This window comes from Paracoccus angustae, from assembly GCF_042648745.1.
Lineage (GTDB): Bacteria > Pseudomonadota > Alphaproteobacteria > Rhodobacterales > Rhodobacteraceae > Paracoccus > Paracoccus angustae.
The window spans coordinates 1-14,847 of the sequence record NZ_JBHRXY010000049.1 but is presented as its reverse complement, the minus strand read 5'-3'; the positions used below and the strand labels follow the sequence as shown (position 1 = coordinate 14,847).

Below are 14,847 nucleotides of genomic sequence, written 5' to 3'. Positions count from 1 at the left end.
ACGGGGTCGTCGCTGACGATGCCAGCCAAAGCCGCGCCGCCTGATCAAGTCGCGTCACCCAGATTCAGCCATAGTTCTTCTTCGCAGAGCCGATTTCCTTTCCCAACGGGCGCTCGGGTTCGCGGCCTTCGTGCGCGGGGATGCTCCAAAGCTCGAAGCGTTCTTCTGGCGACCTGCTGGGATCGATGCTTGGAAGGCCACTCGCCATGAAGCGCCCGAGCTCCACCATTTCAAAGGCAGAGGCGCTTGCAATGCGTTCTAGGTATCGTTCACCGCTCAGGTTGTAGTCCCCGCCCTCGGCTAGCCTTGATCGCTCTACGGCGCTGCCAAGAGTGCTTTCCAGCCCCTCACTGCCGCCCCCCCGCGCAGCCTGCAACCAAGCCTCAAGCTCAGCCTTCACCTGCGCCAGTTGCGAGCCTTTCACCGCCTTGCGCTGTGCGCCAAGGGCGAAGCCGTCATTCTCGATCTTGAAAAAGGCGACGTGCTTGCTAGCCTTGGCCACGGCACGGTCAAGGATCAGGATCGAGGTTTTCACACCCGAATAGGGGTTGAACACACCTGCGGGCAGCGAGATGACGGCGGCAAGGTGGTTGTCCACCAGCATCTTGCGCAGGGCCACATAGGCGCTCTGGCTTTGGAAGATGATCCCCTCGGGCACGACGATGGCGGCGCGACCGTTCGGCGTCAGGTGTTCGGCGATGTAATCGACAAACAGCACCTCGCTGCGCTTGGATTGCACCTGAAAGCGGGTGTGCGGCTTGATCCCGCCTTTCGGCGACATGAAGGGCGGGTTGGCGAGGATGACATCGGCCATCTCGGTCCATTTGTCTTCGCTGGTCAGCGTGTCGTATTCCTCGACCTTCGGGTCGGCGAAGCCGTGCAGGTAGAGGTTGACGAGCGACAGGCGCACCATGTCGGGCGAAATGTCATAGCCCTTGATGCTGCGGGCAAGGCGGGCGCGGTCTTCGGGCTGTAGCAGGTCGCCCGGATAGCGCATCGGGCTTTCCAGCGCCTGTTCGGCGGCGTCGCCCTCGCTGCTGGTGCCGTTGCCGTTGGCAACCTCGGTCGAGTTCTGCTTCAGGATGTGCTTGTAGGCCGAGATCAGGAAGCCCGCCGTCCCACAGGCCGGGTCCAGGATGACCTCGTTTTTCTTCGGGTCGATGATCTCGACCATGAAGTCGATGATATGACGCGGCGTACGGAACTGGCCCGCGTCGCCCTGGCTACCCAGTACCGAAAGCAGGTATTCGAAGGCGTCGCCCAGCCGTTCGCTGTGGTCGTAGGTGAACGTGTCGATCTCGCGCAGGAAGGCACGCAGGGTCTCGGGGTCGCGGTAGGGCAGATAGGCGTTGCGGAAGATGTCGCGGAAGAGCTTGGGCAGGCCCTCGTTCTCGACCATCTTGGTCAGGGCTTCGGAATAGGTGTTGAGCATGTCCTGCCCCGACACGCCGGGGGCAACGAGCTTCGCCCACCGATAGCGCTCGTAATCCTTGGTGAAGAAACGCCGCTCGCCGCCCAATTCTTCGGCTTCAAGATCCATGTCATCCATGAACTTGTAGATCAGGGCGATGGTAATCTGCTCAACCTGGCTTTTCGGGTCGGGAACCTTGCCCACAAGGATGTCACGGCAGGTATCGATGCGGCGCTTGGTCGGAGTGTCGAGCATGGGGGTCTTTCAGAGAAACGGGTTCAGGGACACATAGTCCTTGATGTATTCGGGGATGCGCTTGCGCCACGAAGCCGGGACTTCCTTGAGATCGCGCGTGGTGAAGGTGGGATTTACGTTCAGGTCGGCCAGATGCCCAGCATCGATCTTGGCGCGGACCGTCGGATCGCGAAGATAGGCCTCAAAGAAGTAGCGCATGGGACGAATGCGATCGGCGTCCTCGGGCTGCTGGTCGAGGATGAACTTCTGGAACTCGTCTTCGATAAGCTCTGCCTTGCTCTTGAAACCCGGAATGAAGCCGAAGGCCTTCTCGATCAGTTCGCGCACCGAGATGCGCCGATCCACCCCGGCCGCCCGGCGCAGCTTGTCCAAGTTGTAATACTCATTTGGCTTATCAAAGAGCTCGGTCATGACGTGCCGGGCGGCGGCATCCCAGTTCCGCTCTGCCACCAACCCTGCCAGCGTCGGATCGGACCGAGCGGCATTCTCGAAACGGCGGAACAGCTCGCGATCAACCCTCATGCCGTCCAGGCCGATCTGCTGTTCATTTTGGCTGACGATCTCGTCGGGATCAAAACGCTCGTAGCTATCCCCTCCGTCCCCGCCCGGACCCGTGGACAGCGGCATAGCCGAGGGCTTAGGCAGGCTGATCTCCTGATCGTACCGGAAGGTCTTCTCGAAGTATTCGCAGTTGGCGAAGAAATCGAAGAGGCGAAAGGCAGTCTTCTGCTGCTTGCCCAAGACTTCCTTCTGCACAGGATCGAACATCTCCTGGCTGAAGTCGTGCCGGCGGGTGCCGCGCCCCTTGATCTGCACGAAGTCCGAAGGCGAGAAGATCGGTCGCATCAGAGCCAGGTTAAGGATGTCAGGGGCATCGTAGCCCGTGGTCATCATGCCCACGGTCACGCAGATCCGGGTCTGGCTGGTGCGGTAGTTTTCCCTGAAGCTGCTGTGCCCACCCAGGTTGTTGTTCGCAAAGTTCACCGTCATCTGCTGGGCATCGGGCACCAAGCTCGTCACTTGCATGGCGAAGTCGGAACGGTAGCGGCCGGGCCAAAGCGTGTCGGCCATCTCGTTCAGGATCTGGGCGATCTTCGCCGCGTGATCCTGGCTGACCGCAAAGGCGATGGTCTTGCCGAACTCGCCTGAGATCGGATCGCGCAGCCCGTGCTGTAGAAGAGCACGACAAAAGGCTTGGTTGGTGGGTTCCGAGAAGAAGGATCGCTCGAAATCCCGCCCGGCGAAGGCTTCGGTCACTTCTGTACCGTCCTCGTCGGTTGCGGTGACAACGAAACCCTGGTCGGACAAAAGCTGTGTCGTGACCCCGGTCCGGGCATCGACGACGTAAGGGTTGATCAGAAACCCATCCTTGACCCCATCAATCAGCGAGTAGCGGAAGGTCGGTTCACCTCCCTCACAGCCGAAGGTCCTGTAGGTGTCGAGCATCATGCGGCGCTCGGTTTCGCGGGGATCGCGAGGCGACGTCCGATCGCCTGATTGCTTGAGGTAATCCTTGGGAGTCGCGGTGAGCCCGAGCTTGTAGCCGATGAAATACTCGAACACCGCTCGGGCATTGCCGCCAATGGAACGATGCGCTTCGTCCGAGATGACGAGGTCGAAATCGGTCGGCGAGAAGAACCGGCTGTACTTGTCGTTGAAAAGCAATGACTGCACCGTTGTCACGACAATGTCGGCTTTGCGCCAGTCGTCGCGCTTCTCCTTGTAGACAACTGATGTGAAGTCATTCTTTAGGTATGCCTTAAAGGCTTTGTCCGCCTGGACTTCTAATTCCAGCCGATCCACCAGAAACAGAACCCGCCGGGCGTTGCCGGTCTTCAAAAACAGCTTGATGATCGCCGCGGCCGTGAGGGTCTTGCCCGTCCCCGTGGCCATCTCGAACAGGAACCGGGTCGAGCCCTTTCGGGCATCTTCCTGGACGCGCTCGATGGCGCGTTGCTGGTAGGGGCGCAAGAACCGGAGCTTATTGCGGTCGATGAAGGAGGTGCGCTCCGCCTCGACCTTCCATCCCGCCTCCTGGGCAAAGCTCGGCATCTGCGTGAGAGCGATGTAATCCGCCCCGACCTGCTCACCGGCCAGCCGCTCTGCATCGGGAGTGAAGCCGTAATGGTGCCCAATGCCGGTAGGGCTCGGGAACCTAGTGATGACGGTTGGATTGCCCTGCTCGAGATCCCAAAGAAAATGCTGGTTGCCGTTGCTGAGAATGACAAAGCGGGCATTCTGCGACCGAGCGTACCGCCTGGCCTGCTCCTTCGCTGATAGAGGATGGATATCTTCTGACTTCGCCTCCAAGACGATCAGCGGCTTTCCGTTCGCATCAAGCAGGAGGAAATCGACAAACCCGTTGGTGGTCTTCTCGAAATCGGCACCAAGATCATCAAGGCGATGCTGCGTGATCTTGACGTTCGGCTCCAGTACAATGTTGGCCGGACCCTGCGCATCGTCGAAGAACCGCCACCCGGCATCTTCCAGTAGGCGGTTGATCCGGATCCGGGCTGTCGCTTCCTTGTTCGCCAAACCATGCCTCTATGCCTGATGCCTCGCTGAACTCTACGAGTGCCGATACCGTGACCTCCAGTGGGCAGCCCCACAAGGAGTGCCCTTGTCCAACAGCAGGACTATAGTATATACTGCCTCGTATCAACAGGAGCTTCCATCATGGCCCACATCGCCAAGGTGTTCCAATCGGGCAACTCTCAGGCCGTGCGGCTGCCCAAGGACTTCCGCCTGGATGTCAGCGAGGTCGAGATCACGCGCGAGGGCGATGCGCTGATACTCCGCCCAAGGACGCCGGAGGCAAGGCCATGGGCGTCTCTGCGTGCCGCGGTCAATCGTGGCGTGAGCCCAGATTTCATGGTGGAAGGTCGCGAACAGCCCACCCACCAGCATCGTCCTGACCTCGACCAGCTGTTCTCGTGATCCGTACTCTGCTGGATACCAATGCGGTGATCGCTCTTGTTGGTCGCCGTTCGCCTGAACTGCTCGCACGCGTGGAGGCGGCCGAACCGGGTTCGCTCGCCATCTCGGCCATCGTGGCGCATGAATTGTGGTACGGCGCCTATCGCAGCCAGAAGGTCGCCTTCAACCTGGAAACCCTGCGGCTGCTATTTTCGGATTTGCCGATCCTCGAAATTGACCCGGAGGATGCGCGGGTCGCGGGCGAGATCCGAGCGGAACTCGCCCGTGCCGGAACACCGATCGGACCATACGACGTACTGATCGCAGGGCAAGCCAAGGCGCGGGGGTTCACCTTGGTGACCAACAACACGGGCGAGTTCCGCCGGGTGGTAGGGCTGAAGCTGGACGATTGGACTGTCCCCTGACAGAGGGGATCGTGGGCAGTTTGCGGGAGATTGAATAGCTCTGACGACCTCCGGTAGACCACCGTTTGCGGGACACCCAGTCTACACGCCCCCTGTGATGACCTGATTAACCCCTCAATTGGACCTTGATCAGCAAAATAGGTGACAAAACGGCATCTTGGCATTGTAGCGCTGCACCCAAGCAGACCTTCGTCCGGGCTCTAACAGAAGCTCGTCAGATCAGCCAAAGGGACCTGACCAACGGGCATATGGCAGAGATCGTAAGGAGCTACATAGATCCGATCAATGAATTTTCCTAGCAATTAGCCTCTCTATGTTTTCGAAGTCTTTAGCATTAGCCTCTGTAACAGCGCGAAAATCATAGTAGTTAATTGGAAAGCCGGATCTGCTCCAGCAATCGTAAAGATATGATCTAAAGGTAGTGGCTTTTGTGTATCTATCCTTGATATCAAACGAGGAGGCCAAATCGAACACAACTCGCCTGTATCCGTCATCAAGTATTGGAGTATCCGTGGATACCGCATCAAGAAATGAAAAACTGCCACACCAGTGACGTATGTGGTACAATCCTACGGATGTTGCTCTAAAATTGAATGAAAATGGTGAAACCTTTTCACCAACTGGTATTTCTCGAAAATGAGAATGAGGCGTTTCGACAATCCTACCTATAGCTGATCGTCTCAATGATTGGGATATCTGATCATCTGAAAATCCTAAACGCAGAAACTCTGCTCTTACATCCTCTCCGAAGAAAAAACCGTCATTATCCTTAATGCCCTGATTAGATGCAAGAAATGCAACAATTAGTGGAATCAGAAAGTGCTCCCGAGGATCAGAAGCTGTTAGGTCAAATATGTTAGTTGCAAGCTGAGACGAGTTGGGATTGTAGTAGGAATACTCCCCTAGCAGTGCGTGCTTAGTGAATTCATGTAGCGGCACCTTATAGTTGCCAAATCTTTCTTCAATATCTATAATTTTTCGGCAATCAACGTTGGAACTGCCGCAGAAACCAGTTATCAACTCGATAATTGCCCTAGTGTTCCCTCCACTGATATTACTTAAGAACTGTCTAATATCTGCGTTCGACTTAATCGACCTCAGAGTCGCGGTAAGAAACAGGACTACACTCGCCAGATTCAAGCGTATTCCCTCTAAGGCTGCCGGTGCCACAGATCCCTCTGCAACCCTTAAGGCAAACGCAATCCGTTTAATCACCACCTCATCTATTGGAGGCGGCGATATAGAAAGTATTTTATTTTGATATGCTGAAAGGGCGCCACTTGCCTTTGATGCCAGGAACGTACTAGGCCGAAGAGCTACAAAAACTACAATATTCCGAGTGGCAGCAAGTTCTTGTGCTATAAGAAACGCTTCTTGCTGAATTGGATAAGTTCGCTGGTCGGCATTATCTATGACTAGCGTAATTTGTCTTTTCTGACCTTGAGACAAGTGCGCTAGTGTAGCATGTAGATGCTCGTCCGCTCTTGACATTAAAGAAGTAACATACGCGATTTTAGCCTTCTCATATTCTACTAGATCAATGTCTTTTAGCCGCGCCTCCGGTCTTTTCTCATAGTCCTTAATTTCCTCATGGTAAATAGAATTAATAAAATCCCTGTCGAAGATGTCGATGTCATAGTCGCGCTTTAGGGATGCCGGAATTGCAGAAAGGACAAATTCTTTGACATTTGATGTCAGGTTTGCGGATTTACCTAAATCCACTTTTAGATAGATATTTGATCCTGATTTCAGCTCAGCTTTAATTTGCAGGCTTTCAAAAAAAGATGACTTACCAACGCCGACATCACCTAAAACAACAATCGGCCGTGAACCAACATGTGAGACTACGCTGGAAACAAGGTCTCCTACTGATTCGGCCTTAAGGGGGGCTGGTGATGATGCATCTTCGCCAGATCTTTTATATCGCCTCTCAATTATGTTCTTGCTGAGAAGCAAATGTCTGTTATTAGCCTCAAGTGAGACATAGCACTCCTCGTAAAACTCCTTTCTTGTCTTGGGATTATCTTCTATCTCTTCTAGAAGCAGAGATCCAATTGCCTGTAAGCTTTGCTGCACTCCATCTCGATAACGATGTTTGAACGGCTCGGGAATCGCTGTGGAGGCCTTAGCTGGCATTCGAGGACTTCGAAGTTGAGAAAGTTTCTGAAGAGCTCTATTTTCTTCTATTCCGTCTGGAGAGAGAAGCTCCCAAAGCAACGCAAAACCAGAAGTGAGATCGTCGAATCCGTTAAAAATATAGCATTGCCCATCCAGTGGAGGGTCACCAATAGTTATTGCTTGAAATATTGCAAGTTGCTTGCCATTTGAAACAATGGCTATTGGTATGCCGCGGATTGAGCAATAAGGTATTACTTGATGAACAACTTGCGAAAATCTGGTGCATGACGCCATCGCGGATTTGATACTACGCGGTCGATCAAAGCGCCCTCCTGGAGGCAGTGTCCACTCATGAGTCTCGCGCTTGGCCTCTAGAACTGCTCTTTGCGGCCTCCCCAGAATGTAGTCTGCACGCCCACCGTCTTCTGCGGTGTTCTCCACTTCCATATCGATTTTGTCCCACCCCAAGCATTCCACAAGAAGGCGATCGATGAACTGGAACCTGTTCTGCGCTTCATTCCAGTGTGGGCTGTCTGGGGGCAGTGCTGATATGATCTCTGTAATTTTCTTAAGCCCTTCATGAAGCTCAAATCTAGCCTGCACGTGCCACCCCCTCAGTCTCGTCAATCTATCGGAAGGTTGAGGAGGTTGAATGTCAAGGATCGGCGTATGCTCAGCTGCGCTCGTGGATGGCTGGCAGAAAGTTCTATATTGCGGTCGCGTTGACGAGAGTTGTTCTACGTTGCCACTAAGCGGCGGCTGAAGGGAATCCAGCTTGGCGGCGAGACTTGCGCCGGACGGGCAGTTACAGCCCATAATGCATTTCGCGCCCATTGCACTACTGCCTTTTTTATGTCTACCAAACGTTCATCTGCTGGGCATAGCGGCGGATAGGGGCTGAACCCTGAAACAAGCGGCTCCTGCTGTCCAAGAACCGTGTCAGGAAATCAGCTGTCCAGAATACCATCTCCGATTTTCAGCTTGGACATGGTACTTGTCGCAGAGGGAGGTGGAGCAGTCGCTGCTCGTGTCGCCCATTAGCCGCGGATGAGCTCAACCTCTACGCCGATGTCGAGGCCAGCCCAGGCCTGGTCTGCAGTCAGGGCAGGCAATCCGAGTTCGGCTGCCAAGGCAAGACATGCCCGATCCCCGAGCGACAGCCCATAATTCCGGGTAGTCGGGCGCAGATGCCCAATCGCGTATGCCTGGGAGGCACTGAGAGGTCGGACATCAAGAGGAAGGCTGCCGAGCACGTCTTGCACTTCTTCAGCACTCAGGCCGCGCTCATGTAGCTTGGACACGACCTCTGCAAGGTTGGCGGCGCCAACCACCGCTGCAGGCAGTGTTGCAAGAACACGCTCACTGCCTAGCTCCCCATTGAGAAGGCAGAGCAGCGCAGAGGCGTCCAGGACTGCGGCCTTACTCACGCTCTGCCTCGCGCCGCCGGTCGGCGATCAACTCGGCCGCCAGCGAGACACCCTCGGGCACATGGCGCCGCAGTATGGCCTGGGCTCTTGCCACGGCTTGCGAAAGCGAACGAACACGCAGCTCTCCATCTTCAACGTCGACAAGCACAGTATCTCCTGTGGCAATCCCAAGCTCGCGGCGCATGAGCGCCGGAATGACGAGCTTGCCTCCTTCGATGATCCGGACCCGCTGGGCTGTCATGTCTTCCATCCTTTCTTAGGTCATCTTTTCAGATGTGATACCTGCCAGTGTATATGGTACTGGATGGATAAAAAAGTCAGATGTACTCTGACGGAAAAGCACCGGCCAGCCGCCGTCCTGCCCTGCTGTGTCACCTTTGGTCACACCCGCAGGTGACAGTCAGGTGTTACACAGTAGAATGTCACAAATAAGTGGCACAATAGCGATTGTGACAGTATCAGAGTAACAGCCACCCTAACGTGACAGTTTGCCCATGCCTCGGATCGGATACGCCCGCGTCAGTACGTCCAGTCAGGATCTCGACATTCAGAAAGCCAAGCTGAGGGAGGCGGGCTGCGAGATCATCCGCGCCGAGACCGGATCCGGGGCATCCCGCGACGGTCGTACCGAACTGGCGACGGTTCTTGAGTTTCTGCGTACGGGCGACGAGTTGGTCGTGCATCGTCTCGACCGCCTCGGCCGGTCCACGCGCGACGTGCTGAACCTCGTTCATGAGCTGGATGCCAAGGGAGCATCGCTCCGCGTTCTCGAACCCGAAGTCACCACGGCCGGGGACATGGGACGGATGGTCATCACCGTTCTCGGCATGGTCGCCGACATGGAGCTGAAGTTCATACGCGATCGTCAGCGGGCTGGCATCGAGGCAGCGAAGGGAAAAGGCGTCTACAAAGGGCGTCAGAAGCGGGTGGACGAAGCGGAAATCCGCAGGCTGGCCGCGGAAGGCTTGTCCAAGGCCCGGATCGCCCGTGACCTCGGACTATCTCGCATGACCGTTTACCGTGCGTTGGCGGCCTGAGATGCCAAAGCTGACGTCGAAGCCAAGGGAAGGCGGCGGCTTTTGCAGGATGAAGCTGCCATTGCCACGCTCCTGAGGAGGTCGGCATAAGCTGCGGTGGAATATTTTTTACCAGATAAAACAGCTAAGTACTTATGAACAACTAGACCAAAGGTTGCCTCTCCGCTCCTTTTGGCTATAACTTCCCCATGCTTGATGACCCCAGCATGGACGATGTCTTCGCATCGTCGCTGACTGCTTGCACCGGATCCTTCCCCATCATCCGCTGTGCATGCCGCGCCGCCAGTCGGCGCTCCTGGCATGTCATCCGCCTTTAGCGGACTTCCATTCTCAAGTCTTCCAGAGAGCATCATCCCCTTGGCTTGCCTTCAGGCAAAAGACTTCGCCACCTGATCACGAAAGGTCCACAGCGAAACAGCTCATGAATGACATAAAGCCTCCTTTTACCGATATCGACATCCCTACGGCCGACGCCGGCTTTTACCAAGGATACTCCCTTCCGATCGCCCTTGCCTCCAAGATCACCTTCGCCTTGCTGACCGTCTGGGCCTTGCTCAGGCCCGGCAGTGCCGAGGCGATCCTGTCGCTGCTCAACACCGAAGTTCTCGGCATGTTCAACATGTTCTACATCGTTGCGGTAGGACTGTTCGCGTGGTTTCTGTTGATCGTGGCCGCTGTGCCCTCTTCCGGGCAGCGCAGGCTGGGGAAAGAGGGTGAAGAACCCGAGTTCAGCACCTTTTCTTGGTTCGCCATGATGTTCGGCGCGGGACTGGGCGTGGGCCTGATGGTCTATGCCACGGCCGAGCCGATGGCAAACTGGACCAGCAATCCAGATATCATCACGGATGGCGTCGCCGCCCACTCTGCCGAGGCGGTGAAGTCGGCTTACCGCTACACCTTCCTGCACTACGGACTGCACGCCTGGGGCATCTATGTCCTGACTGGCCTGTGTCTCGCCTATTACGCCTATACGCGCGACATGCCGCTGACGATCCGCACGGCTCTGACGCCGCTGCTCGGTCGGCACCTGAACGGCCCGATCGGACACCTGGTCGACATCCTCGGCGTTGTTGCCACCATTCTTGGCGTGGCTGTCACCATCGGCTTCGGGATCAGCCAACTGGTAGAAGGGTTCTACTCCATCACCGGAATAGAGTGGCTGCTGCAGACAGGCCAGGACGGCGGCCCGCCCACGCCATCGAGCGTCGGGCTGATCGTGGCTCTGGTTGTCGTGATGGCGCTGTCGACACTCTCGGCGGTGTCCGGCGTGGGGCGGGGTGTCAAGTACCTGTCAAACCTGAATCTTGTCCTGTCCACTGTGCTGCTTCTGGTGTTTGTGATCTTCGGCTCGGTCCTGTTCTCGATCTCGACCTATGGCCGGGCACTGGTAGATTACATCCTTCACTTTCCCGCCCTGTCGTTCGAGGCTTATTCGACCGGCTCCGCCCGGGGCGACTGGCAATCGGGCGCCACGACCTTCTACTGGGCCTGGTGGATCGCCTTTTCTCCCTTCGTGGGCCTTTTCCTTGCCCGCATCTCCCGGGGCCGGACGGTGCGTGAATTCGTGGTGGGGGCTGTCATCGTTCCGTCGCTGGTCTGCTTCGCCTGGATGGCCATCCTTGGCGGCACGGCAATCGATCTTGAGCTGTCAGGCGTTGCCCAAGGTGCCATCATCGATGCGTCTCCCACCAACATGCTGTTCGCGACGCTGCAGTTCATCGTGGGCGAGCAGGTTTATGGCATCGTCGCGATCATGTGCGTCGTGCTGATCCTGACTTTCCTTGTCACTTCGGCAGACTCGGGCCTTCTTGTCATCAACACGATCATGGCAGGCGGCGAGGAGGAAACCGACGTGCGTCACCGCATCGTCTGGGGTGTCCTGCTGACGCTAGTCATTGCTGCCCTGATCATTGCAGGTGGCGGAGGGCTGGTTGTGCTGCAAAATGCCATGATCATTGGTGCGTTGCCCTTTGCGTTTGTCATGGCGGCGATGTGCGCCTCTCTTGGCAAGGCCCTGTATCGGGATCACTACCGCGATCTGTTCGCCAACGCAGGTGAGCAGGGCTTGGTCGCTGATCGCCGGGGCTAAGGAACGCTTCAAGACCACGGGCCATCAAAGCCGGCCCGCGGTCCAGCAGTCCGAACAAGACACCATGCCGGACGCTGTCATGTGTCGACAGTCGCATGACAGCTTCAAGCTCATTTTATTCAGTACGTGGCGCCGTGTCCGGCACATGGCGGCCGACAGGAAACATGTCCTCACCACCTCGGTGCAATCGCACATGGTGGCGACGGCACAGCCACCGGACATTCAGCGGCTCGTCATAGCGGTCATGATGGGCATCAACCTCGCCGCTGCCGCACACCTCACAGCCCTGCTTCTGCAGGGTCCCTGAGATAAGCGCTCGCTGCACTGCCAGATGGGCACTGTACTTGGGGATGTTGGCACGGCGCCAGTTCGTCTGGCGGGTTTCGCTCTTGAACGTTGGCTGGCGAGGGGTCTTCGGCTCCTTCGTCATCACAGCAGCATCTGGTTTGGCAGGGCCAAAGGCGAGCCTGGTTGTGGCCCCGCGCCAACGAAGAATCCCTTTCGAGCCGCGAGATCCCGCTTGCCCGCAAGGCAACACACATAGCCGATCAGCAGGGGTTTCATGGGTCATATGTAACACAAGACGCCCCTTCACTGCAAAACATGCCGGACCAGTCATGTGAGACTCGAATCATGGCGCGTTCTTGCAAGCCCCGCCGGGGAGGTCGGTATTAATACTCACCTCAGGCAGAGTGTCCGCTGAGCCATCCAGACCGTGTGAAAACGCCTGTGGGATTCCCTGACATCCATGCGGGTGATATGCTCAACCATGGCACATATCTCAGGTAATGACCGGTCTCAGCTTCTGCTTTTGCCCGAGTCGGTGGACGACTATGTAGGGCCGGACAATCCTGTCCGGTTCATCGAAGCATTTGTCGATAGTCTGGATCTGGAGGCGTGCGGTTTTGCACGGGTCCGCGGCAAGGCCACGGGTAGGCCAAGCTATAATCCCGCTGACCTGCTCAAGCTCTACATCTACGGGTATCTCAACAGGGTGCGGTCCAGCCGGCGCCTGGAAGCTGAAACACGGCGCAACATCGAGGTCATCTGGCTGATGCGCCGCCTTTCTCCCGATTTCAAGACGATCGCTGACTTCCGGCGTGACAACCGGGCCGCATTCCGACAGGTCTTCAGGGCGTTCGTTGTTCTCTGCCGGAAGCTCGATCTGTACGGCCGCGAGATGGTTGCCGTTGATGGCACCCGCCTGAAGGCCGTCAATAGCCGGGATCGCAATTTCACAAAGGCAAAGCTGGAGAGAAGCCTCCGCGAAAGCGAAGAGAAGCTGGATCGCTATCTGAAGCAACTGGATATCGCGGACAAGGGCGACGCAGACCGAGCTGATCCATCCAAAATCACAGATTTGCAGGCAAAGATCGCAAAGGTGCGGGAGCGGCGCGTTCATCTTGAAGCCTGCCAGTCCGACCTCGCAAAGAGTGCGGAGGATCAGATATCGCTGACGGATCCAGACAGCCGCGCAATGCATCCGTCGAGCCGTGTGAGCGTCGGCTACAATGTTCAGATCGCCGTCGACATCAAGCATAAGCTCATCGCCGAACAGCAAGTCCACAGCCGTGTCGCCGACCAGGGTCTGTTGGCTGAAACGGCGAACGCCGCACGCGAGAACTTGGCCGTTGACGAGATAGAGGCTGTCGCGGACCGAGGCTATTACAGCATGGAGGATATTGCTGCTTGTAAGGCCGCCTGCGTCATTCCGCATGTTTGCAAGCCGAACAACAGCATTGCCGCACGCAGCGGTCACTTCACGAAAGAGATGTTCCGCTACGACGCGGTGGCCGACGTTTATATTTGCCCTGGAAGCCAAACTCTTGAACCAAGATATGTCGACAAGACACGGGGCCCGACAAAGATCGAGTATTGCAATCGCCCCGCCTGTCGGACCTGCGATCTTCGTTCCCTCTGCACCAACGGCTCATATCGCAAGATTACCCGGGCCGAGGACGAAGCCTTGCTAGAGCAAATGGCGGAGCGCTTGCGCGCCAGGCCAGAACTTCTGGATATACGTCGTGAGACCGTTGAACATCCATTCGGCACGATCAAGCAGTGGATGGGACAAGGTGCATTCCTGATGAGGCGTCTCGAAAACGTGCGGGGCGAGTTCAGCCTGACAGCGTTGGCGTACAATATCCGTCGGGCAATCACCCTGGTTGGCGTTTCCGGTCTGCTTGCAGCAGCTGCAAACTGAAATCTGGTCCAGTTATGTCCCCAGCAGCAAGACCCGGCTACAACCCTCAAGAATTACGAGGTTTTTGGCTAACTGGGCACGAATTGCCGCGCAAAAGCGCACAAGATGACGAGCAGAACGAACGGGCCAAGTTCCCTGCAATCCCTCCGGGTTTTCACACGGTCTGCATCCCCATTCGGACGCTCACGGCACCAAAGTTCCGCCATTCCCAGCGAGGCTCTCTCTAATCCGCCCGACATAGCGTTGAGGGCGTCATCGATAAGGCGCGTCATTTGCGCTGGATCAAGGCAGGGGCGCCCGAGACTGCCTATACCACCTCTCAACGGACCCCGATTGGTCCGTTCATCCAGGAGATTACTGATGAAACGCCTGTCCTTCCTTGCCGCCCCCGTTCTGCTCCTTGCCTTGGCCGGCACTGGCTTTGCCGCCGAGCATGAGGTCAAGATGCTGAACAAGGGTGAGGCAGGGACGATGGTCTTCGAGCCTGCTTTCGTGAAAGCCGAGCCGGGCGACGTGATCCGCTTCGTGCCCACCGACAAGAGCCACAACGTCGAATCCATCAAGGAAATTCTTCCCGAGGGTGTCGAGACCTTCAAGAGCAAGATCAACGACGAATTCTCTCTGACCGTGACCGAGCCGGGCCTTTATGGCGTGAAATGCACGCCGCACTTTGCCATGGGCATGGTCGCCCTGGTCCAGGTGGGCGATGCGCCCGCGAACCTGGAAGATGCCCAGACCGCGAAGATGCCCAAGAAGGCGCGCGAGCGGCTGGACGCGGAAATTGCCAAGGTGGAATAACCGGGCACAAACAATGCAATGACGGGAAAGGGGCGGCAGATTGCCGCCCCTTTGCGTTTCGCGGTGGCTTGACCGACGATCCCGGAACGGCGTAACCACCCGATTTCCACCGCCTGCCTGAGCGTGGGGTGATCGGCTAAGACACGTGCATAGCGACGTCGTTAACGA

The 14,847-nt window shown here is 56.9% G+C and carries 13 protein-coding genes; 7 read left to right on the top strand and 6 right to left on the bottom strand.

Annotation, left to right across the window (positions count from 1 at the left end):
• Positions 1-64: 64 nt before the first annotated feature.
• Both ACFOM8_RS20940 and ACFOM8_RS20935 read right to left on the bottom strand, forming a co-directional pair.
• Positions 65-1,666 carry a class I SAM-dependent DNA methyltransferase gene (locus ACFOM8_RS20940; RefSeq protein WP_377764295.1) on the bottom strand — a complete coding sequence of 534 codons (1,602 nt, stop codon included), beginning with the start codon at positions 1,664-1,666 and terminating at the stop codon, positions 65-67.
• A 9-nt stretch (positions 1,667-1,675) separates the two neighbouring features.
• Entirely contained in the window at positions 1,676-4,201 is a 2,526-nt protein-coding gene (locus tag ACFOM8_RS20935) for a DEAD/DEAH box helicase family protein (protein WP_377764293.1), read from the bottom strand.
• 141 nt (positions 4,202-4,342) lie between these two features.
• Here ACFOM8_RS20935 and ACFOM8_RS20930 point away from each other — a divergent pair, with 141 nt between their 5' ends.
• Complete coding sequence (locus ACFOM8_RS20930) at positions 4,343-4,603, top strand: antitoxin (protein ID WP_377764291.1); 261 nt, start codon at positions 4,343-4,345, stop codon at positions 4,601-4,603.
• The gene (locus tag ACFOM8_RS20925) at positions 4,600-5,007 is read left to right on the top strand and encodes a type II toxin-antitoxin system VapC family toxin (protein WP_377764290.1); all 408 of its coding nucleotides are present in this window, start codon (positions 4,600-4,602) and stop codon (positions 5,005-5,007) included. Before ACFOM8_RS20930 ends, ACFOM8_RS20925 begins: the two co-directional genes overlap by 4 nt.
• 282 nt (positions 5,008-5,289) lie before the next feature.
• Here the strand turns inward: ACFOM8_RS20925 and ACFOM8_RS20920 are convergent, their stop codons facing one another.
• The 3 genes from ACFOM8_RS20920 to ACFOM8_RS20910 form a co-directional block, all read right to left on the bottom strand.
• Positions 5,290-7,728, bottom strand: coding sequence for a hypothetical protein (locus ACFOM8_RS20920; RefSeq protein ID WP_377764288.1), 2,439 nt, complete (start codon positions 7,726-7,728; stop codon positions 5,290-5,292).
• A 434-nt stretch (positions 7,729-8,162) separates the two neighbouring features.
• Positions 8,163-8,552 carry a type II toxin-antitoxin system VapC family toxin gene (locus ACFOM8_RS20915; RefSeq protein ID WP_377764287.1) on the bottom strand — a complete coding sequence of 130 codons (390 nt, stop codon included), beginning with the start codon at positions 8,550-8,552 and terminating at the stop codon, positions 8,163-8,165.
• Positions 8,545-8,793, bottom strand: coding sequence for an AbrB/MazE/SpoVT family DNA-binding domain-containing protein (locus tag ACFOM8_RS20910; protein ID WP_221831346.1), 249 nt, complete (start codon positions 8,791-8,793; stop codon positions 8,545-8,547). The genes ACFOM8_RS20915 and ACFOM8_RS20910 overlap by 8 nt, the downstream gene beginning before the upstream one ends.
• A 253-nt stretch (positions 8,794-9,046) precedes the next feature.
• Between ACFOM8_RS20910 and ACFOM8_RS20905 the strand changes: the two genes are divergently transcribed.
• The 3 genes from ACFOM8_RS20905 to ACFOM8_RS20895 all read left to right on the top strand — a co-directional run bounded on the left by ACFOM8_RS20905 (position 9,047) and on the right by ACFOM8_RS20895 (position 11,985).
• Positions 9,047-9,589, top strand: coding sequence for a recombinase family protein (locus ACFOM8_RS20905; RefSeq protein ID WP_377764285.1), 543 nt, complete (start codon positions 9,047-9,049; stop codon positions 9,587-9,589).
• A gap of 421 nt (positions 9,590-10,010) precedes the next feature.
• A complete protein-coding gene (locus ACFOM8_RS20900) occupies positions 10,011-11,678 on the top strand; it encodes a BCCT family transporter (protein WP_377764284.1) in 1,668 nt (555 codons plus the stop codon).
• Complete coding sequence (locus ACFOM8_RS20895; protein ID WP_377764282.1) at positions 11,644-11,985, top strand: hypothetical protein; 342 nt, start codon at positions 11,644-11,646, stop codon at positions 11,983-11,985. The genes ACFOM8_RS20900 and ACFOM8_RS20895 overlap by 35 nt, the downstream gene beginning before the upstream one ends.
• Positions 11,986-12,107: 122 nt before the next feature.
• Here the strand turns inward: ACFOM8_RS20895 and ACFOM8_RS20890 are convergent, their stop codons facing one another.
• Positions 12,108-12,242: a hypothetical protein gene (locus ACFOM8_RS20890; RefSeq protein WP_377764281.1), complete on the bottom strand. Its 135-nt coding sequence runs from the start codon at positions 12,240-12,242 to the stop codon at positions 12,108-12,110.
• A 205-nt stretch (positions 12,243-12,447) separates the two neighbouring features.
• Between ACFOM8_RS20890 and ACFOM8_RS20885 the strand changes: the two genes are divergently transcribed.
• Positions 12,448-13,881: an IS1182 family transposase gene (locus ACFOM8_RS20885; protein ID WP_377764279.1), complete on the top strand. Its 1,434-nt coding sequence runs from the start codon at positions 12,448-12,450 to the stop codon at positions 13,879-13,881.
• 360 nt (positions 13,882-14,241) lie between these two features.
• Positions 14,242-14,679: a pseudoazurin gene (locus ACFOM8_RS20880; RefSeq protein ID WP_377764278.1), complete on the top strand. Its 438-nt coding sequence runs from the start codon at positions 14,242-14,244 to the stop codon at positions 14,677-14,679.
• The last annotated feature ends 168 nt before the right edge of the window (positions 14,680-14,847 follow it).